This window comes from Glutamicibacter arilaitensis Re117 (assembly GCF_000197735.1).
GTDB classification, from domain to species: Bacteria; Actinomycetota; Actinomycetes; order Actinomycetales; family Micrococcaceae; genus Glutamicibacter; species Glutamicibacter arilaitensis.
This window is the reverse complement of record NC_014550.1, coordinates 2,888,466-2,911,090: the sequence shown is the minus strand read 5'-3', so window position 1 is coordinate 2,911,090 and position 22,625 is coordinate 2,888,466. Positions and strand designations below refer to the sequence as shown.

Genomic DNA, 22,625 nt, shown 5'->3' with positions numbered 1-22,625 from the left:
TCCTGCCAGTAGGGGATTATTGAACGAACGTGTCGGCCACGGCCAGTGCCTGCTCAAGGCGATCCAGTGCTTCGATCAGCACGTCGTCCTCGATATTCATTGCAGGCACCACATGCAGCCGGTTGAAGTTGGCGAAAGGCAAAAGCCCTGCGGACTTCGCCGCGGCAACCACCTGGTTCATTTGTGGGCTGCTGCCGCCATAGGCAGCCAGCGGCTCACGAGTGTCCCGATTCTTCACCAGCTCGATCGCCCAGAACACCCCGGTGCCGCGCACCTCTCCCACCGATGGGTGCTCGGCCGCGAACTGCGCCAGGCGCGGCCCGATGATCTCCTCGCCCAACCTCTTGGCGTTCTCCACCATGCCTTCATCTTCCATCGCGGTGATGGTGGCTACCGCCGCCGCGCACGCCAGCGGATGGCCAGAATAGGTCAGACCGCCCGGGTAGACCCGCTCGCGGAAGGTCTCGAAGATTTCCGGACTGATCGCCACGCCGCCCAAAGGCACGTAGCCGGAGTTCACGCCCTTGGCGAAGGTCAGTAGATCCGGAACCACGCCGGCATGATCCACCGCGAACCACTTACCGCTGCGCCCGAAGCCGGCCATCACCTCATCGGCGATGTACACGATGCCGTGCTTCTTAGTCAGCTCGCGCACCCCTTCAAGGTAGCCCGGAGGCGGCAGGTAGATCCCGGCCGTGCCCGGAATGGATTCCAGGATGAGCGCGGCAATGGTGCCCGGCCCCTGAAGCAGAATCGTGTCTTCCAGGTGCTTGAGCGCCCGTTGCGTCTCCTCTTCGGGAGTCGTTGAATTAAAGTAGGAGCGGTACGGGTAGGCCGGGAAGAAATGCACCACCCCGTCGGTTGCATGATCCGAGGCGAAGCGTCGCGGATCCCCGGTGATGTTCACCGCCAGGTGCGTGCCGCCATGGTAGGAACGGTACGCCGAAAGCACCTTGTGCTTGCCGGTATGCAGCCGCGCCATGCGCACCGCGTGCTCCACTGCATCGGCTCCGCCATTGGTGAAGAAGATCTTGTTCAGCTCACCGGGGGTGTGCTTGGCAACCAGGCGTGCTGCTTCCGAGCGCGCGTCGTTGACATGCTGCGGGGCGATGGTGGCCAGCTTGCCGGCCTGTTCCTGGATGGCCGCGATTACCTTGGGGTGCTGGTGGCCGATATTCGTGTTCACCAGCTGGCTGGAGAGGTCAATGAGCTTGCGCCCTTCGCCATCCCACACATAGGAGCCCTCGGCCTTGAGCACCGTCATCGGGGTGAAGGGGCCCTGGGCCTGCCAGGAGTGGAAGACGTGTTCGCGGTCCAGCTCGTAGGCGCGCTTCCCGGCGGCGATCTGCTCGCCGGTGATTTCTTCAGTCATTTGCTCGCTCATGGTCCTAGTCGTTCTGCGGGAAGCCGAGGTTGATGCCTCCGTGGCTTGGATCCAGCCAGCGCTTGGTAATCACCTTGTTGCGGGTGAAGAACTTGAAGCCCTCCGGTCCGTAGGCGTGCTGGTCGCCGAACAGCGAGGCCTTCCAGCCGCCGAAGGAGTGGTAGCCCACCGGTACCGGAATCGGCACGTTCACCCCGACCATGCCCACCTGGATCTCGTCTTCGAAGCGGCGGGCCGCGCCGCCGTCGTTGGTGAAGATCGCGGTGCCATTGCCGTACGGCGAAGAGTTGATCAAATCGATGCCCTCGTTGAAGGTGTCCACGCGGACCACCGAAAGCACCGGACCGAAGATCTCCTCGGTGTAGATGGACATGTCCGTGCCCACGCGGTCGAACATCGTCGGATGCAGGAAGAAGCCTTCGCCATCGGCATCCACGGTGCCGGTACGCCCATCGAGCACCAGCTCGGCGCCGGCGTCGATGCCGGCCTCGATGTAGCCGGCCACCTTGGCCTTGTGCTCGCCGGTGATCAGCGGGCCCATGTCGCAGCCGCGGGTGCCATCGCCCACGCGCAGGGTCTTGGCACGTTCGGCGATCTTGGCCACCAGCTCATCGGCGATGGTGTCGATCGCGACGACCACGGAGATCGCCATGCAGCGCTCGCCGGCCGCGCCGAATCCGGCATTGACCGCCATGTCGGCTGCCAAATCCAGGTCCGCGTCGGGCAGCACCAGCATGTGGTTCTTCGCTCCGCCGAAGGCCTGCACGCGCTTGTTGTGCGCGGTGCCGGTGGAGTAGACGTACTGGGCGATCGGGGTGGAGCCCACGAAGGACACCGAATTCACCCGCGGATCGGTCAGCAGCGTGTCCACCGCTTCCTTATCGCCGTGCACCACGTTCAGCACGCCCTCGGGCAGGCCGGCCTCGGCGAAGAGCTCTGCCAGCCAGTTGGCGGCCGACGGGTCCTTCTCCGATGGCTTGAGCACTACCGCGTTGCCCGAAGCGATGGCTACCGGGAAGAACCACAGCGGCACCATGGCCGGGAAGTTGAAGGGGGAGATGATCGCCGAAACGCCGACCGGCTGGCGCATGGACTGCACATCGATGCCGGTGGAAGCGTTCTGCGAGAACTCGCCTTTGAGCAGGTACGGAGCGTTGCAGCACAGCTCGACGACCTCAAGGCCGCGGGCCACTTCGCCCAGCGCGTCGTCCAGCACCTTGCCGTGTTCGGCGGTGATGATCGCGGCCAGCTCGCCTTTGCGCTCGGCCAGCAGCTGGCGGAAGTTGAACATGATCGCGGTGCGGCGGGCCAGCGAGGTGTCGCGCCACTTCGGGAAGGCGGCCGCCGCGGCGGCGATGGCATGCTCGGTGGTGGCCTTCGAGGCCAGCGCCACGTGGCCGGAGACCTCGCCGGTGGCGGGATTGTAGACCTTGCCACTGCGGTCATCGGCGGAGTAGTTGGCGTTGTTGATCCAGTGCTGCAGGGTGTCGGTCAGCGTTGCGGTCATCGTATCGGCCTTTCGAAGTTGGGTTCTTGCATTCATCATGGGTCATCAATGTGAGCGGCAACACCATCACTGTGTCATGATTTAAGCGCGGACGATTACGGAGTGTAAAAAATGTTGACAGTGAACGAGGTTTTGCAGCTGCCAGTAGTCCAGGCCGCGGCCCCGCAGGTCCTCTGCGGCACCGGGCTGGAGGCACAGTTGCGCTGGGTGCACGTCACCGAATCCACCGAGAACATCGACCTGCTGCTGGGGCGCGAGCTGATCCTCACCACCCTGCGCAACGTCAGCGATGTCCGCGCCTTCATTACCGCCCTGCGTAATGCCGGCGCCGTCGGTGTCATCATCGAAGAACTCACCGGAATGGCCCTGGACGTCGCCGATCTGGGCATCCCGGTGATCGCCCTGCGTAACACCACCCGCTTCGTGTCCATCACCGAGGTCATCCACCAGAAGCTGGTGGCCCAGCAGCTCGAAGCCCTGCAGTTCTCCCGGCGCGTGCACGAAATCTACACCGAGCTCTCGCTGACCGAAGCGAACGAAGCGCAAATCGTCACCCGCACCGCCCAGCTGCTCGATGCCCCGGTGGTGCTCGAAGACCTGCGCCACCACGTGCTCGCTGAATCCGGTGCAGAACTGGAAAGCTGGATCGACCGCTCGAAATTCGTCGGCTTCCTGGAACACACCGGGCGCGCGGGTGCAGAGAACTGGTTGCAGACCCCGGTCGGTGCGGTGCGCAGCCGCTGGGGACGGCTGGTGATCCCGGAAGCCCTGGAGGACGATGACCGCGCCGCACTGGTCCTGGAACGCGCCGGCCAGGCGCTGACCATCGCCCGGCTTTCCGGACGCGACCAGCGTGAACTGCTCTACCAGGCGCGCACCTCCACATTGCACGAACTGCAGGCCGGGCACAGCTACACGCCCAAGGAGATCGCCATCCGCACCCAAGCGCTGGGCCTGGCCGCCGCGCCCTACTACGTCCCGGTGGTCATTTCGCTGGCCGGTTCCGGAACCCCCACCGAAACCCAGCTGGCCGACCGTGCGCTGCTGGACGTGCTCGATCAGCTCGCCGACACCCTGCACCTTGGCATCCTCGCCGGCTCGCTGAAACCCGGATACCTGGGACTGATCCTGCCGCTGCGCGCCCGCGAACTGGTGGACTGGACCCTGCAAGGCTTCACCCGACGGCTGGCCGAGCAGCTGCGCGCCCCGGCAGCCATCGGCGTCGGAACCGAAGGAACCCTGGCCGCCAGCATCGCCGGACTGGAAGAAGCAGCGCACGTGGCGCAAATCGTCCCGCACCTGCCCACCCGCGCCCAGCCCTACTACCGCTTCGCCGACCTGCGCCTGCGCGGGGTGCTCTCGGCCATGGGCGCCGACCCGAAAATGCGCACCTTCGCACTGGCCGAACTTTCCGGCCTGCTCAGCCCGGTGGACGAACCGGCCCTGGAACTGCTCGAACTCTACCTGGCCCACGGTGGGAACAAATCCGCGCTTGCCAAGGCCGGGTACCTTTCCCGGCCGACCCTCTATGCCCGGCTGGCCAAGCTCGAAACCAAACTCGGCGTGCAGCTGGATTCGGCCGAATCCCGTGCCTCACTGCAGGTGGCGCTGCTCTGGTATCGCATGCACGGCTGAGTTATCCACATGCGATCCTAGGCGCCACCGCCACCGGCAGGTTCCGGGGCATCATGTTTTCCATGAGCACCCAAACCGCACAAGCCCTGAAAGACCTGGCCGATGCCAAGGCCTTGATGGCTTCTGCTCTGCAGCGGCTCTCCGGGGACATTCCGGCCGGCCACGCCGCCTGCAAGGCAATGCTCATCGAAGCGGTCTCCGAAGACGTCGCCCGCGAACAAATCCACTGCGCCCACAGTCTGCGCGCCACCGGTGCCCACAAGCTGACCCAGGACAGCCTGCAAAACATCACCGAGGCAGGCCTCGATCCCACCATGGAGCAGCTGGAAGCGGCAGAAGGGCGCACCACCACCGGACGCACCCACTTCAAGGACGCCAAAGGGCTGATGGTGCACTGGCTGGGCATCGCCTTGGGCGCCGCCTCAACCCGCTTGGTGCAGGCCGACTGCCTGATTGGCGGGGTCGATGATGCCGGGCAACCAATCGCCGCGTGGCTGCCGGAACTGGCCGAAGAATTCGAAGGCCGGAATCTGGATCCGCGACTGGTAGCTTCCACAGCGCTCAAGCTGCACTCCGCCCGCAAAGACCTCGGCGAAGGCACAGCGGGGGAAGCGAAGAAGCAGGAACTGCAGGACCAAGCCACCGCATTCTTGCGTGCGGAACCCAAGACGGCGCGCAAGCACATCAACGACCTGATCAGCCAGATCAAATCAGGCCAACGTCCGATGAAGGCCCTGCTCGATGAAATTGGCATCTTCAAGCGCGGCATGCGCAAGGGGCTGGTCGAATACCTGCTGCGCGTCTTGCCCTCCCAAGACGCCTATGTGCAAGCCTTCTTCACCCGGCTGGGCAATCCGGCCACGGCAGCAGGCAATCGCCAAGGCCTGAAAGACGCCGAGGCCCAATTCACCGGCCAAGAAGCCAGTGATTGGGACGATGGGGAAACCAAACCCGAATGGGCTAGGGAAGATGCAGACTCCGAGCAGGAATTATCCGATTCCAAGGAAAATCGGGCCACCGGCCAGGGAGAACCTGGACAGTGGGAGGATTTGAAACCCGAACGAAGACGGTTGGTAGGTTTCATGGCCTTGTTGATGACCGACCGCAAACCCACCGGTAGCCAGCCAGAAGAAATACCGGGCCTAGCGCGCGCACAGGTGAGCATCATCTTGAATTGGGAGAAGATGCAGCAGCAAGCCAGCAGCTTCGCGGTGACTTCCGCAGGAACACCGCTCTCACCGGGGGAAACCAGGGCAGCGCTGTGCAATGCCGGGATCTATCCACTGGTACTCAATTCCAAGAGCCTGCCGCTGGATCTGGGCAGAACCCAGCGGTTCTTCTCCAAGGCCCAAGGCCGAGCCATCCGGGCAGCCTATCGCGGCTGTTCCTATCCTGGCTGCTCCATGCCCGCCGAACAGTGCGAGATCGATCATCTGGATCCTTGGGAGAAAGGCGGACGCACGGATATCAAATCCGCTGACTTGAACTGCCTGATCCACCACCCGGCCAGGCACTGCGGGCTATTCCACGCCGTCAAGGTGCCCGGCAGTCGCCCGATGGTGCTGCTGCCGCCGGAACTCGATCCCGAGCAGAAGCTGCGTTTCAATACGTACTTCATGACCCCGGATGAGGCATCTGCCGCAAACACACTGGCGGAGGAAGCGACCAGGCAATGGCGGGCAGGGTTGATCGAAGTGGAAATCGTCGAGCCTTGAGCCCAGCCGATTAAGCTGCGACCGTTGCGCTAAAGTGCGCGTAGGTGCCCGCGTACCGCTTCACCGGTATCGCATCGATTCTGCCCTTCAAGCAGTACGAAGGCCTGCCCGAAACTCAGCTCGTGGATCTGCTCGGCAGTCAGCCCCAATTCGCGTCCGATCCGCGCCGTGCTGGCCCGATGATCGCGCTGCAGGGAAGGGAAGACTAGGGAGAACACCCGGGACACCAGTTGCTGGTGCTCGGCTGGAGGCTCTAAGGCCAACTCCTGCGAAAGCCATTGGTAGGCGTCCTCGCCCAACAGGTGGCAAGCGCGCGCATGAGCCAGGATTACCTTGGCCGGCGCCCCAAAATGCTCTTCGAGCAAGAGCAGCTGCGGGATCTGCAGGGAATCGGAAACCCGTACCTGCAAGGACAGTGCGGGCAAGAGCAGCCGGGCGGCGAATTCATCGGCTTCTCGTTCGGCAACCGCCAGCTGTTCGCGGTTCTCGCCCAGCGTGGAGTGCATCAGCAGATGCCCCAGTTCGTGGGCCAGGGCCAGGCGCTGTGCATTGCGGCTGCCGGAGGCCAGGAAGATAAATGCTTGGCCGTCTTCCCAGAAGCTGAAGGTCTTGACCTCCTCCAGTGAGGCCGGAAGGCTCAGCACCCGCACCCCGTGGGATTCGAGCAGGTGCAGGACATCGGGCAGTGCGCCGCAGCCCAGCGCCCATTCGGTGCGCAGCTGCGCGTCGGCATCTTCTGGGGTGAAGCCACACAGCTCGGGGACCTCGGTCTGCGGGAGCCGGAAGGTTTGGGTAATCAAGTTGTAGAGTTCCACGCCGTGGCGGCCCAGCGCGGCGGCGGCTACCTTCTGCGCGGTGCTGGTGCGTCGAGGGGAGCGGAAGAAGATTCGTCCGATGTCGATTGCCTGGGTTGCTGGAAGCTGGAAGAACTGCGGTGCGCAGCCCAGCGCCTCGGCCAGGGCAAGGGAGAGAGCCTCGGGAGCATGAGCGAGTTCGCGCTCGCAAATACCCAGCGAGGCGGCCAAGGCGGACCGGCTCAGCGCTGCACGTTCGCGTGCCAACCTGATTCTGGTCGGTTCCAAAGTCATGAGGTTCCTGCAATCTTCCAAAAGCCGATCTTAATCGCCTAATGACCTCAGACTAGTGGTGTGTGCCACAAAGTACCAATTGAGTGCAGTTTCGTGAAGTAACACCCTCTGACTAGAGATAAGGGTTCGCAGGCAATGCCTGCGAACCCTTGTCTGACTAGATTTTATTAGCTGCTTCCTTCAAGACAGTTCGAAGAATCGACTCGATCTGGTCGAACTCCGGCTGTCCGATCGTGATCGGCGGAGCCAACTGAATGACCGGGTCGCCACGGTCGTCGGCTCGGCAATACAATCCCGCTTCCCATAGTGCAGGGGAGAGGTAGTCGCGCAGCAGGCGTTCGGATTCGGCGTCGTTGAAAGTTTCCTTGGTCGCCTTGTCCTTGACCAGCTCGATTCCGTAGAAGTAGCCGGCGCCGCGCACATCGCCGACGATGTCCAGATCGGTGAGCTTGGACAGGGTGGACTTGAACGCGTCGGCGTTGTTCTTGACGTTTTCGTTGAGCCCTTCACGCTCGAAAATGTCCAGGTTGGCCATGGCCACTGCCGCGGCGACCGGATGCCCGCCAAAGGTGTAGCCGTGATAGAAGGTGCTATCGCCCTTGGTGAATGGCTCGAAGAGCTTATCGGAAACGACCATCACGCCCAGTGGGACGTAACCGCTGGTCAGTGCCTTGGCTGAGGTGATGATGTCCGGCACGTAGCCGAAGTCGTTGCAGGCGAACATCGAGCCGATGCGGCCGAATGCGCAAATGGTCTCATCGGAGACCAGCAGTACATCGTACTCATCGCAGATCTCGCGCACCCGGTCGAAGTAGCCCGGTGGCGGCGGGAAGCAGCCGCCCGAGTTCTGCACCGGCTCAAGGAAGACTGCGGCTACCGAATCGGCCCCTTCGAATTCGATGGCCTCGCGGATGCGTTCAGCAGCCCACAGCCCGAAGTCCTTCTCGTTATCGGCGAACATTTCCGGCGCACGATAGAAGTTCGTGTTCGGTACGCGGAAGGTGCCCGGGACCAATGGCTCGAACGGGGTCTTCATATCCGGCAGCGAGGTGATGGCCAGTGCGCCCTGCGGGGTGCCATGGTAGGCCAGTGCGCGGGAGATGACCTTGGTCTTGCCAGGTTTGCCCTTCATCTTGAAGTGCTGCTTTGCCAGCTTGAAGGCCGATTCCACGGCTTCGCCACCGCCGGTGGTGAAGAAGACGCGGTTCAAATCGCCCGGCGCGTAGCTGGCCAGACGTTCGGCCAGGTCGATGGCTGGTTCGTGGGCGTAGGACCATAGCGGCATGAAGGCCAGCTTTTCGGCCTGCTTGGCCATGACTTCGGCTAGTTCGGCACGTCCGTGTCCGGCATTGACGACGAATAGACCTGCCAGCCCGTCGAAGTATTCGCGTCCGGCATCGTCGTAAATCTTGTGTCCCTCGCCGCGCGAGATGATCGGCACGTGCCCGCCTTGTGAGATCCCGGAGTGCCGGGCCATGTGCATCCAAAGGTGATCGCGGGCGGCTTGCTGGCGATCGGTACCACGTGGTGTGTTCATCGTGTTCCCCAGTTGTATTCCTGTTTTTTGAGTGAAAGGTAGGTGTACGTGTTGGTGCTGACCACGCCTTCGATCCCACGGATCGTGCCGATCACGCGCAAAAGGTCTTCATCGTTCGAGCAGATGACCTCGGCGAGGATATCGGAGGTGCCGGCGGTGACCACGCAGTAGTCGACCTCCGGCAATTCGGCGATCAGGTCGGCGGTGCCGCTGATGTCATTGGCAGCGACGACGCCGATCATGGCTTGGCGGGTGAACCCCAACTCCAGCGGATTGGTGACTGCGACGATTTGCATAACGCGGCTCTCGACCAGCTTCTGCACGCGCTGGCGCACAGCAGCTTCGCTCAGGCCCACTGCTTTGCCGATGGCCGCATATGAGCGGCGGCCGTCTTCCTGCAGCTGTTCGATGATCTCCTTGGAAATTTCATCAATGGCCTGCGCTGGGTGCGGGGGCAACGTCATATCGACCTCCTAGGTCTAAGGGACTTTCCAATGACCCTACCTTCACTGATTCAGTTGCGAAAGGGGTATTTCTGAAAGATTTCAGTTTTAGTAACGCAGTTTTTACAAGGAATCTTTCGTCTAGGTCTTGTTGGACCTGTGCATTGCTGGCAGGATGAACGTCAACACTTTCATGTGTGGACGATCACACTGCATCCGATGTTAGGACTGAAGCCATGTCGCACTCGCAACGCCGACTACCGCAAGATCCGCAAGTACGTGCCCTCGTCCAGGCGATGGGACAGCGCAGCTACTCCCGCCGCTCGGTGCTTTCCACCGCCGGCGCCCTAGGCCTGACCGGACTGCTCGCCGCCTGCGGCACCGGAGGTTCAAGCAGCGGCACCAAGAACGCCGAAGCCGTCAAGGACATCTCCTCTTCGGATCCCACCGTGAACTGGGCCAACTGGACGCTCTACCTGGACTACGACGAAAAGAAGAAGACCTACCCAACGCTGGATGCCTTCACCAAGCAGAGCGGCATCAAGGTGAACTACGTCGAGGACATCGACGGCAACGACTCGTACTACGGCAAGGTGCAGGGCCAGCTCAAAGCAGGCCAGGACATCGGCCAGGACATCATCACGCTCACCGACTGGATGGCCGGACGCCTGATCCGCCAGGGCTACACCCAGGAGCTGAACCTGGCGAACATTCCGAACTCGGCCAACCTGCTGCCTAGCTTGCAGGAAGTCGACTTCGACCCGGGACGCAAGCACTCGCTGACCTGGCAGTCCGGCTACGCGGGCATCGCCTGGAACAAGAAGGCCTTCCCGAAGGGCATGAAGTCCGTAGAGGACCTGTGGGATCCATCGCTCAAGGGCCGGATCACCGTGCTCGATGAAATGCGCGACACTATCGGCCTGCTGATGATGCAAAACGGCGTGGATATCGCCGGGGACTGGGGCGAGAACGAATTCGGTGCAGCTACCGACCTGCTGCGCAAGAACATCGACAACGGCCAGATCCGCCAGGTCAAGGGCAACTCCTACAAGCAGGACTTCATCTCCGGCGATGCAATCGCCGGGATCGTCTGGTCCGGCGACATCGTGCAGATGAACTTCGAGAACGATGACCAATGGGAATTCATCATCCCGGAGGCCGGCGGCACCCTGTGGAGCGACAACATGATGGTTCCGGTCGGCTCCCCGCGCAAGACCAACGCCGAGAAGCTCATGGACTTCTACTACGACCCGGCCGTGGCCGCCGAAGTCGCAGCCTATGTGAACTTCATTTGCCCGGTGGAAGGCGCCAAGGAAGAAATGGAAAAGATCGATCCGGAGCTGGTCGGCAACCCGCTGATTTTCCCGACCGATGTGGACCTGGCCAAGGCCCATGTATTCCGCTCCCTGGAAGCGGATGAAGAAACCACGCTGAACTCTGAATTCCAGAGTGCAATCGGCGCATAGAAAGCAAGGAAAAACATGACTCGACAGCGAGCCATCAATGACCAACGCCAGCGCCTGCTGCGCGGCATCGGCTCCGCCCAGGCATCACGCCGATCGGTACTGGCCGGATCTGCGGGCCTGGCGTTGGCCGGGCTGCTCTCGGCCTGCGGCACCAAAAGCACCGGCACCGCAGCCAGCGCGGCGCTGAGCCCAGCGAAGGACCTTTCGGATTCCGAAAAAATCGTGAACTGGGCCAACTGGACGTTGTACTTGGATTACGACGATGAAACACGCAAGTACCCGACCTTGCAGCGCTTCATGAAGGAAAGCGGGCTGGAGGCCAACTACGTCGAGGATATCGACTCCAACGATTCCTACTACGGCAAGGTGCAGTCCCAGCTCTCTGCAGGCCAGGATATTGGCCAGGACCTGATGGTGCTCACCGACTGGATGGCCGAACGCATCATCCGCCAGGGCTACGTGCAAGACCTGAACCACGCAAACATCCCGAATATCAAGAACCTCTTGCCGCAGCTGCAGGACGTTCGTTTCGATCCGGGACGCAAGAAGTCGCTGACCTGGCAGTCGGGCTACACCGGCCTGGTGTGGAACAAGGACGTATTCCCCAAGGGCCTGGAAAACGTCGAGGACCTCTGGGATCCAGCGCTCAAGGGCCGGATCACGATGCTCGATGAAATGCGCGACACCATGCCGATGCTGTTGCTCGACCAGGGCGTGGATATCGCCGGGAACTGGGGCCAGGATGAATACTCCAGCGCCTTGGAAGTGCTGGAGAAGAACATCGGCAACGGGATGATCCGGCAGGTCAAGGGCAACTCCTATAAGCAGGACCTGATTTCCGGGGACGCGATCGCGGGCCTGGCCTACTCCGGAGACATCACCCAGCTGAACTTCGAAGAGGGGAACAAATGGGAGTTCGCACTGCCTGAACGGGGCGGACTGCTGTGGAGCGATAACTTCATGGTTCCGATGGGTGCCACGCACAAGACCAACGCCGAGAAGCTCATGGACTTCTACTACCAGCCCGATGTGGCCGCCGAAGTCGCCGCTTACGTGAACTACCTGTGCCCGGTGGATGGCGCGCAGGAACAGATGGAGAAGATCGATCCGGAACTGGTCAGCGACCCGCTGATCTTCCCGACGCAGGACTTCTTGAAGCGGGCAACCACCGAACGTGAATTGTCGGTGGAAGAAGAAACAGATTTCCAGAACCAGTTCCAGGAAGTGATTGGGGTATGACCACCTTGGCATCGCGCACCGAAACGACAACTACCGGAGCGGACCTTCACCTGTCGGGCATCACCAAGCGGTTTGCCAGCTTCGTGGCCGTCAAGGACCTGGATTTGGTAGTCCCTTCGGGTACCTTCTTCGCACTGCTCGGCCCTTCGGGCTGCGGCAAATCGACCACGCTGCGGATGATCGCAGGCCTAGAAGCTCCCAGCGAGGGGAGCATCTCCATCGGCGGCCAGGACGTGACCGGGCTGGCCAGCCACCAGCGTCCGGTGAACACGGTATTCCAGTCCTACGCGCTGTTCCCACATATGAGCGTGCTGGAAAATGTGGCCTTTGGACTGAAGCGCAAGAAGGACAAGCAGGCCATGGAGAAGGCCAAGGCCGGGTTGGAGCTGGTGGAGCTGGGGCATCTGGCCAACCGCAAGCCGATCCAGCTTTCCGGTGGACAGCAGCAGCGCGTGGCTCTGGCCCGCGCGCTGGTCAACCGGCCGCAGGTATTGCTGCTCGATGAGCCGCTGGGTGCGCTGGATATGAAGCTGCGCCGGCAGATGCAGCTGGAGCTGAAGAACATCCAGACCGAAGTGGGCCTGACCTTCATCCACGTTACCCACGACCAGGAAGAGGCCATGACCATGGCCGACGTGGTCGCGGTGATGAACGGCGGGAAGATCGAGCAGATGGGCCCGCCGCGCGAGCTCTACGAACTGCCCAAAACCGCCTTCGTCGCGAACTTCCTGGGCAAATCCAACCTGATGCGGGGCAAGGTGACCCAGAACAACGCAGGAATGCTCAGCGTGCTGGTCAATGGCCAGACCATCCTGCTTCCCGAGGACCGGGCGGTGCAGAACAGCGGGGAAGTGGTGCTGGGAGTACGTCCGGAGAAGATCTCGATCTCGCGTGAAGGCTATGAGGGGGAGAACCGCTTGTCCGGCACGGTGATCGACGTGTCCTTCACCGGCACCACCACCGAGTACCTGGTCGAGGTGGACGGGATCGGCACCATCGGCACGTTCTCGCAGAACCGCGGGCAGCAGCCGGCCGAAGAAGGCGACACCGTCTACCTGTCCTGGGATGCGCGGCACTCCTTCGGGCTGGCCGGCAATGAGCACGAGGACGCGGGAGTTGATCAGCCATGACGGTGATGACCAAGAAGGGCCTGACCGACCTGCGCAGCGCCGAGGAGATCCGGGCCGAGCGGCGCAAGGGCCGCACCGGGATCTTCCTGATTGCCCCGGGCATGCTGGTGCTCGCGCTGTTCTTCGCCCTACCGGTGGTAGTGCTGCTGGCGATGAGCCTGTACGTCAAGCCCGAAGGCGCCGAAATTGGCGAGTTCGTGCCCGGCTTCGAAATCAGCAACTATGCCACCGTGCTGGCCGCCTACTGGCCGGATCTGATCCGTTCCTTCGGGTTCGCGCTGATCGCTACGGTCCTGGCCCTGCTGATCGGTTTCCCGATGGCCTATCTGGTGGCAGTTCGGCTGCGCGAGAAGACGCTGCTGCAGGGCATCTTGCTGGTCCTGCTCATCGCCCCGTTCTTCTCCAGCTTCATCTTGCGTACCCAGGCGTGGAAGCAGATCCTGGCCGATGAGGGGTTCATCGCCCAGAGCCTTAAATTCCTGGCGATCCTGCCGGCTGATGGGCACCTGACCGCCACGCCTTTCGCGGTGGTCGCCGGTTTGACCTATAATTTCCTGCCGTTCATGGTGCTGCCGATCTACGCGAACCTAGGCCGGCTCGATACCCGCCTGCTTGAAGCCTCCGGGGATCTCTACGCCAGCCCGATGACCTCGTTCTTCAAGGTCACGCTGCCGATGAGCGCTCCCGGTGTCTTCGCCGGCACCCTGCTGACCTTTATCCCGGCTGCCGGCGACTACGTCAACGCGGCCCTGCTGGGCAATAACCGCAATACCACCATGATCGGCCAGGTCATCGACTCCAGGTTCTTCAAGGTCATCGATTACCCCGGTGCCTCAGCCTTGAGCTTCGTGCTGATGATTTCCATCCTGATCCTGGTCACGATTTATATCCGCCGCTTCGGCACCGAGGAGTTGATGTAGCGTGAAGCAGAAAATTGGACGCTGGTTCATCCCAGTGGTCGGCGGGCTGGCCTTCATTTACCTGTTGGTCCCGATCGCGTACATCTTCGTGTTCTCCTTTAACGATGCAGGCCGGACCAACTTGGAATGGCGCGGCTTCACGCTGGATAACTGGCAGAACCCGTGCGGGGCTCCGGCGGTCTGCGAATCGCTGGTGCATTCGCTGCAGGTGGGCACCGTGGCCACCATTGTGGCTACTGCCTTGGGCACGTTGATCGCCATTGGACTGGTGCGCTACAAGTTCCGCTTCCGCAAGATCACCGACGTGCTGATCATCTTGCCGCTGGCTACCCCGGAAGTGGTGCTTGGTGCATCGCTGCTGGCACAGTTCCTGAACCTCGGTTGGGAATTGGGCTACACCACAATCGTCATCGCCCACATCGTATTCTGCATGTCCTTTGTGATCGTGACCGTCAGGGCACGCGTCTCCTCCCTGGATCCGCGGCTTGAAGAAGCTGCCGCCGATCTCTACGCCTCACCGAAGATGGCTTTCTGGAAGGTCACCTTCCCGCTGCTGCTGCCTGGCATTGTGGCTGCGGCGCTGTTGTCGTTCGCGATGAGTTTCGATGACTTCATCATCACGAATTTCAACTCCGGTATCTTCCAGACCTTCCCGAAGTTCATCTACGTCGCAGCGACCCGCGGCATCCCGGCCCAGGCCAATGTCATTGGCTCGGCGATGTTCATTATCGCGTTGCTCGTGGTGGTTATCGGCCAGGTGATCAGCTATCGGAAGAAGAAACAGCTAGAAAATTCCTAGGAGCAAGAGGTCTGCACGGTTGCGTGCGGACCTCTTGCCTTAAGGCACAAGCTAGTCAAAAACAAAGAAATTCACTAACATGATCGTTACTTAGCTCGCATCTTGGAGCTGCCTGGCGCAGCATCTGCATTAAGCTTGCCTTGTCTGGATTATCCTCGGAGGGTCCGTGCTGTTCCAGAGCACCCGCGGGATCATCGCTTGCGGAAACGATCACATGCATGGGCAGTCAACGCTATTTGCGCAACAAAATCGGGATACCGGTACCGAGGCGAGAGCCACAGCGCCTAGCAAATACTTAGCTCTACAATATATGGTCTACGAGTCGATACCTTGCGGGCCTGTGAATGCAGGTCTTGAAATGATTGGAAACTTCATGAGTGATAAGCCAGTTTGGCTTTCTCAGCCCGAACGCGATGCCTGGCTTGGACTACATGCTGTCATGACACTACTTCCAGCTGCCTTGGATTCCGACCTCCAGGGGCTGGAAGGCATCACACTGTTTGACTACCACATGCTGGCGATGCTCTCCGAAGCCAAGGATCGCCAGTTGACGATGACCATTTTGGCATCACGCACCAGCGCCTCGCTGTCCCGCCTCTCTCACGTGGTGAAGAAGCTGGAGAAACGTGGCTGGGTCGCACGCGAGCAGTCCGCCGAAGATGCGCGTGTGAAAATCGCCTCATTAACGGACGCTGGCTGGGAAGCTGTGCAGCAGATGGCGCCGCATCACGTGGCTTCGGTACACGGGCTTCTCTTCGATACCCTCGATGACAAGGACGTTAACGATCTCACCCGGATCGCACGCAAAATTACCACCTCGCTTGACGCGGATCATTGGATCCTGAATTCGGATAACTCCGATTTGGAACACTGAGGAATTCTCGATAAGCTAATCAGGCGTTAATCGCGTGTGTTGTTATGCCGTCTAACGGACGAACAACTACGCGTTGCCCGTAATACCGAATATCGTAGCCAACTGAGTACGGGGACATTGCTCGACCGGTTGCGAAGTTCACCGACTTACATACTTTAAGGCTCTTCGGTTGGTTCTCACCCAGCCTGGTTACCTTCCTAGTGTGCAGTATTAACGGTGTTTCACTGGTTGGCGGGACTCATAACGCATCAAGCGGTGTCGATATTTAGGTATGGGCACTGTGCGCGAGTACCGCCGAATTTTACTACTAACTAACTGAGGAGTGATCATGGCAGCTGTTTGCCAGGTAACCGGTACTACTCCGGCCTTCGGACATAGCATCTCCCACTCGCACCGTCGCAACAAGCGTCGTTTCGATCCGAACATCCAGAAGAAGACCTACTACGTGCCTTCCCTGCGCCGTAAGGTGACCCTGACCCTGTCGGTCAAGGGCATCAAGGTAATCGATGCTCGCGGTATCGACGCTGTTATTGCTGACCTGATTGCGAAGGGTGTGAAGCTCTAAAAATGGCAAAGAAGGATAAGGACGTACGTCCGATCATCAAGCTGAAGTCCACCGCTGGCACCGGTTTCACTTACGTCACCCGTAAGAACCGTCGTAACAATCCTGACCGCATGGTCATGAAGAAGTACGACCCAGTCGTCCGCAAGCACGTTGAATTCCGAGAGGAGCGCTAAGACATGGCCAAGAAGTCCAAGATCGCAAAGAACGAACAGCGCAAGGTCATTGTCGAGCGTTACGCTGCAAAGCGTCTCGAATTGAAGAAGACCCTGGTTGATCCAAACGCAACCGACGAAGCTCGCGAAGCTGCACGCGTAGGCCTGCAGAAGCTTCCACGCGACGCTTCCCCGATCCGCGTTCGCAACCGCGACGCAATCGACGGTCGCCCACGCGGTACCTTCCAGAAGTTCGGTATCTCCCGTGTTCGCTTCCGCGACATGGCACACCGTGGTGAGCTTCCGGGCATCACCAAGTCTTCCTGGTAAGACCTGCAAGTCTTTTGACTTAGCAAGCCGCCCTCCTTCGGGAGGGCGGCTTCGCCATTTAACGCCGCCACCACCACCGCTTCTTCTTCGATGCATCCGGTGCCGGTTCAGGCGTTGAAGCCCGCCGCTGCTGCCAGGCGAGCACCTCGGTGGTGGCATCACGCAAGGGCGTAATGACCGGCGGCCCGCCCAACAGCTGAAGCCGCGCTTCCTTGATGCGGGCATTGAAATCTTCCACATGCGCACGCACTGCAGCACTGGTCGGCAGCTGATCCAGGACCTCGGCCATATGCTCATCTTCCACCCGCAACGTCAGTGCCGGGGGACCAAGCCCGGTCAGCTGCTCGCGGCGCATCATCGACTTCAGCCACCAATCCGGATCATCATTGTTGGTGATGTGATCGATCTTCTGGCCTGCCAGAGCCAAATTGTCGAAGTCGCCTCTAGCGAACGCCTCATCGAGCACGGAGTTGGCCACTTCCCACGCCTCATCTTGAGCGTAGATCTGCAACGGTGTTTTCGGCTCGGTCACCGAAGCCATGGCGGTTGCCTGCGCGTACTCATCGGCCGGCATCGGCTCTTGCTCCTGCTTCATCTGGTACCGAGCCGCATTCAGTGCCGCATCCTCATTGTGCTTCATCCCTCCATGATCCCACCGTGGTGCCAGGCGGGCAACGACAGCCACCGGCGGCTCTGGCCAAGAACGTCCGGCCGGGAAGGTGCCGCTGTAGTAGCGTGTAAACCATGAAGCCAGCGATGCCCTATTCCAAACCAGCAACGGACATTTTCGCGAATCGGCAGCGTTGGGCCCAGTTGGGGCAGGACAAAACGGTCGTAGTGACCGGCGCGAACAGCGGACTGGGCTTCTTCGCCAGCCTGGGCCTGGCCCAAGCTGGTGCCAAGGTAATCCTGGCCTGCCGCAATCAGAGCCGCGCCGAGGCCGCCATGGAACAGATCCGGTTGCGGGTACCGGGCGCCGACCTGGAATTCATGCAGTACGACTCAGCACGCATTGAATCAGCCATGGGGCTGGCCGCCGAGCTGCGTCATCGGCCGCTGGATGTGCTGATCGCCAACGCAGGGATCATCCGCGCCCCGCAGATCCGCCACGAGGGCCTGCTGGGCTATGAACAGATCATGAGCACTAACTTCATCGGCCATGCCCGACTGGTTGGCGAACTCGCCGAGCGTTTCAGCCAGCCATTGAGATTCATCGGGCTGGGATCGATGTCTACTCGCATGCTCAGCACCGACCCGCAGAATCTGGCCCTGGAGCGCGACTACCATCCCTACCGCGCCTATGTGCAGTCCAAAGCAATCGTGCAGGCGTTCACCATCGCGTTGGATCACCGGTTGCGCCAGCTGGAATTACCCGGCCGAGCGCTGGCGATCCACCCGGGATACTCGGTCTCCGGGTTGAGCCCGCAGATCGCTCAGATCAACGAACCCGGGTATTCCAAGCGGTTGGCCGGCCAATTGCAGGCAAGTTTCGCGCAGGGCAAACACGAAGGTGCGGTGGCGTTGGTGGAAGCGGCGCTGGCCCCGGAGCTTGATGTCGCCCCGCGGGGCAGCTACTTGGGTCCCAAATACCTCACCAAGGGCGCAATCACACTGGCCAGACCGGCGAAAGCGACTAGGGGCAAGGAACTTCAGAGCAAGGCCTGGCAGCTGTTTGTGCGGGCAAATGAAGGCCTGGATCCGTTCGCCCTGTAGGCTCCGGGTGAATTTTGACACCCCGGTTTAACCTAAAAAGTCAGCAAAATCCGCGTGACGATGCACTTTTTGTCACCATCAGCTGGTAAGTTCAACTCTTGATAAGGCCGTGCGACCGTGCGGCGTTCGGGGCCCGGCATCGGGCTTTGGATCACTAGTCCAGGAGGACCATACATTGGCTATGAACCGTAGCGAACTTGTTGCTGCTGTTGCAGCGAAGACCGAAAACTCCCAGGTTGCCGTCAACGGTGTTCTGGATGCAGTCTTCGAGGTTTTCGTCGACCAGATTTCCAAGGGTGAGAAGGTTTCGATCCCAGGTTGGTTGGCTGTAGAGCGCACCGACCGTGCAGCTCGTACCGGCCGCAACCCACAGACCGGCGAAGCGATCCAGATTCCTGCAGGCCACTCGGTCAAGCTGACCGCTGGCTCGAAGCTGAAGGCTGCTGTAGCAAAGAAGTAAGCTTCTTTAAACGCTCTCCAAGGCCTGCTGTTCCGTGATGGGATGGCAGGTCTTGGTGCGTTAAGGAACGTTGCAAAACCCGGCGTTGACCCCAAAAATGATGCCGTTGAGCCAAGAAATCTGCAATTAGTTGAAAAAATCCCTGATTTTCGCCTGTTTTCCGGCGTTTTGGGGCGAAACGTTTGATATGTTCTCACTGATAAGACCGTGCGACCGTGCGGCGTTCGGGGCCCGGCATCGGGCTTTGGATCACTAGTCCAGGAGGACCATACATTGGCTATGAACCGTAGCGAACTTGTTGCTGCTGTTGCAGCGAAGACCGAAAACTCCCAGGTTGCCGTCAACGGTGTTCTGGATGCAGTCTTCGAGGTTTTCGTCGACCAGATTTCCAAGGGTGAGAAGGTTTCGATCCCAGGTTGGTTGGCTGTAGAGCGCACCGACCGTGCAGCTCGTACCGGCCGCAACCCACAGACCGGCGAAGCGATCCAGATTCCTGCAGGCCACTCGGTCAAGCTGACCGCTGGCTCGAAGCTGAAGGCTGCTGTAGCAAAGAAGTAAGCTTCTTTAAGCTTTGCATCAGGCTCGACCAGTTCTGGAATGTTCCGGAACAGGTCGGGCTTTTTGCTTTCGGAACCGTTTGAGCCCATCTTCTACTTAGCGTAGAATCGAGCATGGTCGACGAACCCCCTCAAAAGAAATGGCAGCCCACCGTGTCACACACCCCCGCAACCCGCGTAGCTCCCGGTTGGTTGGCGGCAAGCGTGTGCACCTGGACCGCCTTCGCCGCCCACGCCCATAGCGCGCCGACCACGTTGTCGCTGATCGCCATGGTGCTCATTACGTGCATTTCGGCGGCCGTCGCAGGAATTCTGGTGGGCAAGAAATTCTCCCTCTGGGCGACCAGCCTCGTGGTGCTCGCCAGCCAAGGGCTCTACCATCTGAGCCTGTCGGTCATGAGCCACCCGCGTGGCGACCTGTCCGTAATGGAGCATGCGCAGCACACAGGCCGCATCGTGCAATTGGGGCAGCACATCACCGCCCAGTACGCCGACGTGCACACGGAATCGATGTTTTACGCCCATGTGCTGGCAGCATTGGTCAGCATTGCGGTGCTCACCTGCGGCGAACGGCTGCTGAAATTGCTCGGCAGCTGCCTGACGTTGGCCAGGGTCCGACGGATCTTGCACCTGATCCGCATTCTGGCTCCCGAGCCGCGTCGCGTCCCGGCCTACTACCCATTGCGCTTCCAACTCAAGCTGGCGCAATTGGCCAGGTTGCCCGAACGCCGAGGTCCTCCGCACTTCGTTCTTGCCGCATAAGTCAAAGAAACGAAGCGCCCATTTTGGGCTTGGAAGGAACCTCATGAGTACCGTAAAAACCGCCACGCGCCTGATCGCCGTGTTCGCACTGTCGTTGCTGGCCCTGTTCACCTCAATCAGCGCTGCTTCCGCGCACGACCAGCTGATCGGCTCGTCCCCGAAAGCCGGCGCAACAATCGAGGAAGCTCCGAAGGAGATCACCCTTGAATTCTCCGGTGAGCTGCAGAGCTTGTCCGGGGTGGATGCTACCGTCATCGCCCTGACCCGAGACGGGCAGCAGGTCCAGACCGAGGCCGAAACCAAGGGCACGAAGGTCATCGTGACTCCGAGTGAGGAATTGGCAGGCGGGAAGTACTCCCTGGCTTACCGCGTCGTCTCTTCCGATGGACATCCGATCGAGAACAAGATCAACTTCACCCTCGATGCTCCAACGATGGTTACCGCCTCGCCTGAAGCCAGCCAAAGCCCTGCCACGCAGGACTCCAACGCTCCGCTGCAGGATCTGGGCAGCTCGGTGAGCCCGATCGTATGGGTCATCATCGGCCTGATCATCCTTGGCGGCGCCATCGGCGTGCTGGCCAAGTTCATGCGCAACTCCAAATAACCGACGTCTTCCCGGTGCGCCCACGGCCACCGATGCCTTTGGCGTGCCCAAAGGCCAGAATCTGAAAGCTTGAGAACATGCATTTTCGCAAAATTGCCGTATTGGCCGTTGGCCTGCTGCTGACCGGCTGCGCCCAAGGCGCCGACGCTACCAGCGCCGTTGAGAACCAGCAGATCAAGGAAACCCAGGCCGACGCGCTTGTGGCCAGCGAGACCTGGGCAAAGGCCGCCGAGTCCGGAATGAGCGCCGCATTCGGCGTCCTGCATAATGATTCGGACCAGCCACTGGCCCTGCACCAGGTCAGCAACGCACTCGGTGACGAAATCCAGATCCACGAGATGCGCGGCAGCGGCCATGACATGAGCATGGCACAGCTTGACGGGGACCTGGTGATCGAACCCGGGCAGGACCTCGTGCTGGCCCCGGGCGGAAACCACTTCATGTTCATGGACCTGAAGCGGCCGCTGCTTGCCGCCCAGAGCGTGAGGCTGCAACTGGAATTCGCCGATGGCTCCAGTGCGGAAGTGGACTTCCCGATCCGCAATTTCGACGGCGCAAAGGAAAGCTACGACGAGCACGGCCATGGCGAGCACTGAGCTTCCGCGCCGACTCGTGCTGGGCAGTTCCGCGGCCGCAGCGCTAGGCGGGATGCTGACCGGGTTTGGCACCGGACGGATGAGCAGCCCGCGCGAAGCCACCGCAGTCAATGCTGACGGATACCTGCCGTTCTACGGGAAGCACCAGCGCGGGATCCTCGACGCGCAGCAAACGCATGCGGTATTCGCCGGATGGGACCTGCACTGGCGCGCCGGGTCCAAGAAGGACCAGCTGCGAGCCCTGCTGCAGATGCTCACCGACGACGCAGCCCGGCTGGCCAGTGGGCGTGGAGTGCTCGCCGATACCGAACCGGAAATGGCGCAGCCGCCGTGCCAGCTGAGCCTGACTGCCGGGGTGGGACAGGCCCTGCTGGATGTGGCCGGGCATGGCCACATCGGCACCATGCCCGAATTTCCCGGCGACCAGCTGCAAGAACGGTATGGGCAAAGCGATCTGCTCATCCAGTTCTGCGCGCAGGATCCCACCGTGCTGCACCATGCGGTGCGGGCGGTGTCCAAGAACCTGCGCGGGCTGGCCACCAGGCGCTTCGCCCAAACCGGGTTCATCCAGCCCGCTGAGCACGGCTTCCGCAACCTGTTCGGGCAGCTGGACGGGATCAATAACCCTGCCGGGCAGCTTCGCGAGGCAGCGGTATTCGGCAGCGGGCAGGACAGCTGGATCGAGCACGGGACCACCTTGGCGTTGCGTCGTTTCGAAATGGATTTGGATGGCTGGGACGCCGTGGACCGGGCCGGACGCGACTATGCCCTGGGGCGCCGGCAATCCGACGGCGCACCGCTGTCGGGGCAGCAGGTTGATGACCCGGTGGACGTGCACGCCGCCAACGAGCTCGGGTTGCCGAAAATCGCGGCTAACGCCCATGTGGCCCTGGCCCGTCCGGCCAGCGGGGAGGAGGTGATCCACCGGCGCGGCTATAACTTCGCCGGGGAGACCTCCGGGTTGCTGTTCGCCAGCTACCAGCGCGACCCGGCCACCAGCTTCATCCCGTTGCAGCACCGATTGGCGGCTGCGGACGCGCTGAATACCTGGCTGAAGCCCGTTGGTTCGGGGCTGTACGCGATCCTGCCCGGGGTGCGCGAAGGCTGCTACCTGGGGCAGACATGGTTGGAGGCGGTGTGAGATAGGCC

General features: G+C 61.2%; 24 protein-coding genes. 18 read left to right on the top strand and 6 right to left on the bottom strand.

Going from position 1 to position 22,625, the window contains the following annotated elements; genetic code table 11:
* Positions 1-16: 16 nt before the first annotated feature.
* Entirely contained in the window at positions 17-1,384 is a 1,368-nt protein-coding gene (locus AARI_RS13955) for an aspartate aminotransferase family protein (RefSeq protein ID WP_013349924.1), read from the bottom strand.
* A 4-nt stretch (positions 1,385-1,388) separates the two neighbouring features.
* Positions 1,389-2,891, bottom strand: a complete 1,503-nt coding sequence (locus AARI_RS13950) for a CoA-acylating methylmalonate-semialdehyde dehydrogenase (RefSeq protein WP_013349923.1) — start codon at positions 2,889-2,891, stop codon at positions 1,389-1,391.
* A 111-nt stretch (positions 2,892-3,002) separates the two neighbouring features.
* Here AARI_RS13950 and AARI_RS13945 point away from each other — a divergent pair, with 111 nt between their 5' ends.
* The gene (locus AARI_RS13945) at positions 3,003-4,526 is read left to right on the top strand and encodes a PucR family transcriptional regulator (protein WP_041648974.1); all 1,524 of its coding nucleotides are present in this window, start codon (positions 3,003-3,005) and stop codon (positions 4,524-4,526) included.
* Between the two features lie 62 nt (positions 4,527-4,588).
* Positions 4,589-6,241 (top strand): HNH endonuclease signature motif containing protein, encoded by a 1,653-nt coding sequence (locus tag AARI_RS13940; protein ID WP_013349921.1) that lies wholly within the window; start codon positions 4,589-4,591, stop codon positions 6,239-6,241.
* Positions 6,242-6,270: 29 nt separating this feature from the next.
* Here the strand turns inward: AARI_RS13940 and AARI_RS13935 are convergent, their stop codons facing one another.
* The 3 genes from AARI_RS13935 to AARI_RS13925 all read right to left on the bottom strand — a co-directional run bounded on the left by AARI_RS13935 (position 6,271) and on the right by AARI_RS13925 (position 9,330).
* Complete coding sequence (locus AARI_RS13935) at positions 6,271-7,329, bottom strand: ImmA/IrrE family metallo-endopeptidase (RefSeq protein ID WP_013349920.1); 1,059 nt, start codon at positions 7,327-7,329, stop codon at positions 6,271-6,273.
* 157 nt (positions 7,330-7,486) lie between these two features.
* Positions 7,487-8,866, bottom strand: a complete 1,380-nt coding sequence (locus AARI_RS13930) for an aspartate aminotransferase family protein (RefSeq protein WP_013349919.1) — start codon at positions 8,864-8,866, stop codon at positions 7,487-7,489.
* Positions 8,863-9,330, bottom strand: a complete 468-nt coding sequence (locus tag AARI_RS13925) for an Lrp/AsnC family transcriptional regulator (RefSeq protein WP_013349918.1) — start codon at positions 9,328-9,330, stop codon at positions 8,863-8,865. Before AARI_RS13925 ends, AARI_RS13930 begins: the two co-directional genes overlap by 4 nt.
* Before the next feature lie 215 nt (positions 9,331-9,545).
* Here AARI_RS13925 and AARI_RS13920 point away from each other — a divergent pair, with 215 nt between their 5' ends.
* The 9 genes from AARI_RS13920 to rpsN all read left to right on the top strand — a co-directional run bounded on the left by AARI_RS13920 (position 9,546) and on the right by rpsN (position 16,784).
* Entirely contained in the window at positions 9,546-10,775 is a 1,230-nt protein-coding gene (locus AARI_RS13920; RefSeq protein ID WP_013349917.1) for an ABC transporter substrate-binding protein, read from the top strand.
* A 15-nt stretch (positions 10,776-10,790) separates the two neighbouring features.
* Positions 10,791-12,014 (top strand): ABC transporter substrate-binding protein, encoded by a 1,224-nt coding sequence (locus AARI_RS13915; protein ID WP_013349916.1) that lies wholly within the window; start codon positions 10,791-10,793, stop codon positions 12,012-12,014.
* The gene (locus AARI_RS13910; protein ID WP_013349915.1) at positions 12,011-13,144 is read left to right on the top strand and encodes an ABC transporter ATP-binding protein; all 1,134 of its coding nucleotides are present in this window, start codon (positions 12,011-12,013) and stop codon (positions 13,142-13,144) included. The genes AARI_RS13915 and AARI_RS13910 overlap by 4 nt, the downstream gene beginning before the upstream one ends.
* The gene (locus AARI_RS13905) at positions 13,141-14,064 is read left to right on the top strand and encodes an ABC transporter permease (RefSeq protein WP_013349914.1); all 924 of its coding nucleotides are present in this window, start codon (positions 13,141-13,143) and stop codon (positions 14,062-14,064) included. Before AARI_RS13910 ends, AARI_RS13905 begins: the two co-directional genes overlap by 4 nt.
* Before the next feature lies 1 nt (position 14,065).
* On the top strand, positions 14,066-14,863 hold the full coding sequence (locus tag AARI_RS13900) for an ABC transporter permease (RefSeq protein ID WP_013349913.1): 798 nt from the start codon (positions 14,066-14,068) through the stop codon (positions 14,861-14,863).
* A gap of 373 nt (positions 14,864-15,236) precedes the next feature.
* On the top strand, positions 15,237-15,737 hold the full coding sequence (locus AARI_RS13895; protein ID WP_013349912.1) for a MarR family winged helix-turn-helix transcriptional regulator: 501 nt from the start codon (positions 15,237-15,239) through the stop codon (positions 15,735-15,737).
* Positions 15,738-16,065: 328 nt separating this feature from the next.
* Entirely contained in the window at positions 16,066-16,302 is a 237-nt protein-coding gene (rpmB, locus tag AARI_RS13890; RefSeq protein WP_013349911.1) for a 50S ribosomal protein L28, read from the top strand.
* 2 nt (positions 16,303-16,304) lie between these two features.
* Positions 16,305-16,475 carry a 50S ribosomal protein L33 gene (gene rpmG, locus AARI_RS13885; RefSeq protein WP_013349910.1) on the top strand — a complete coding sequence of 57 codons (171 nt, stop codon included), beginning with the start codon at positions 16,305-16,307 and terminating at the stop codon, positions 16,473-16,475.
* A gap of 3 nt (positions 16,476-16,478) precedes the next feature.
* Positions 16,479-16,784, top strand: a complete 306-nt coding sequence (rpsN, locus tag AARI_RS13880) for a 30S ribosomal protein S14 (protein ID WP_013349909.1) — start codon at positions 16,479-16,481, stop codon at positions 16,782-16,784.
* Between the two features lie 58 nt (positions 16,785-16,842).
* On the opposite strand, the gene AARI_RS13875 is transcribed toward rpsN, so the two are convergent.
* Positions 16,843-17,424 (bottom strand): DnaJ family domain-containing protein, encoded by a 582-nt coding sequence (locus tag AARI_RS13875; protein ID WP_013349908.1) that lies wholly within the window; start codon positions 17,422-17,424, stop codon positions 16,843-16,845.
* Positions 17,425-17,540: 116 nt separating this feature from the next.
* On the opposite strand from AARI_RS13875, the gene AARI_RS13870 reads away from it, so the two are divergent.
* From AARI_RS13870 to AARI_RS13840, 7 genes are all read left to right on the top strand, one after another.
* Entirely contained in the window at positions 17,541-18,497 is a 957-nt protein-coding gene (locus AARI_RS13870; protein WP_049862651.1) for an SDR family NAD(P)-dependent oxidoreductase, read from the top strand.
* Positions 18,498-18,672: 175 nt separating this feature from the next.
* Positions 18,673-18,957 carry an HU family DNA-binding protein gene (locus tag AARI_RS13865; protein WP_013349906.1) on the top strand — a complete coding sequence of 95 codons (285 nt, stop codon included), beginning with the start codon at positions 18,673-18,675 and terminating at the stop codon, positions 18,955-18,957.
* A 273-nt stretch (positions 18,958-19,230) separates the two neighbouring features.
* Positions 19,231-19,515: an HU family DNA-binding protein gene (locus AARI_RS13860; RefSeq protein ID WP_013349906.1), complete on the top strand. Its 285-nt coding sequence runs from the start codon at positions 19,231-19,233 to the stop codon at positions 19,513-19,515.
* A 113-nt stretch (positions 19,516-19,628) separates the two neighbouring features.
* Positions 19,629-20,276 (top strand): hypothetical protein, encoded by a 648-nt coding sequence (locus tag AARI_RS13855; RefSeq protein WP_013349905.1) that lies wholly within the window; start codon positions 19,629-19,631, stop codon positions 20,274-20,276.
* 43 nt (positions 20,277-20,319) lie between these two features.
* Positions 20,320-20,880, top strand: a complete 561-nt coding sequence (locus AARI_RS13850) for a copper resistance CopC family protein (RefSeq protein ID WP_013349904.1) — start codon at positions 20,320-20,322, stop codon at positions 20,878-20,880.
* A gap of 77 nt (positions 20,881-20,957) precedes the next feature.
* Positions 20,958-21,476, top strand: a complete 519-nt coding sequence (locus AARI_RS13845) for a copper chaperone PCu(A)C (RefSeq protein WP_013349903.1) — start codon at positions 20,958-20,960, stop codon at positions 21,474-21,476.
* Positions 21,463-22,617 (top strand): Dyp-type peroxidase, encoded by a 1,155-nt coding sequence (locus tag AARI_RS13840; protein ID WP_013349902.1) that lies wholly within the window; start codon positions 21,463-21,465, stop codon positions 22,615-22,617. The genes AARI_RS13845 and AARI_RS13840 overlap by 14 nt, the downstream gene beginning before the upstream one ends.
* The last annotated feature ends 8 nt before the right edge of the window (positions 22,618-22,625 follow it).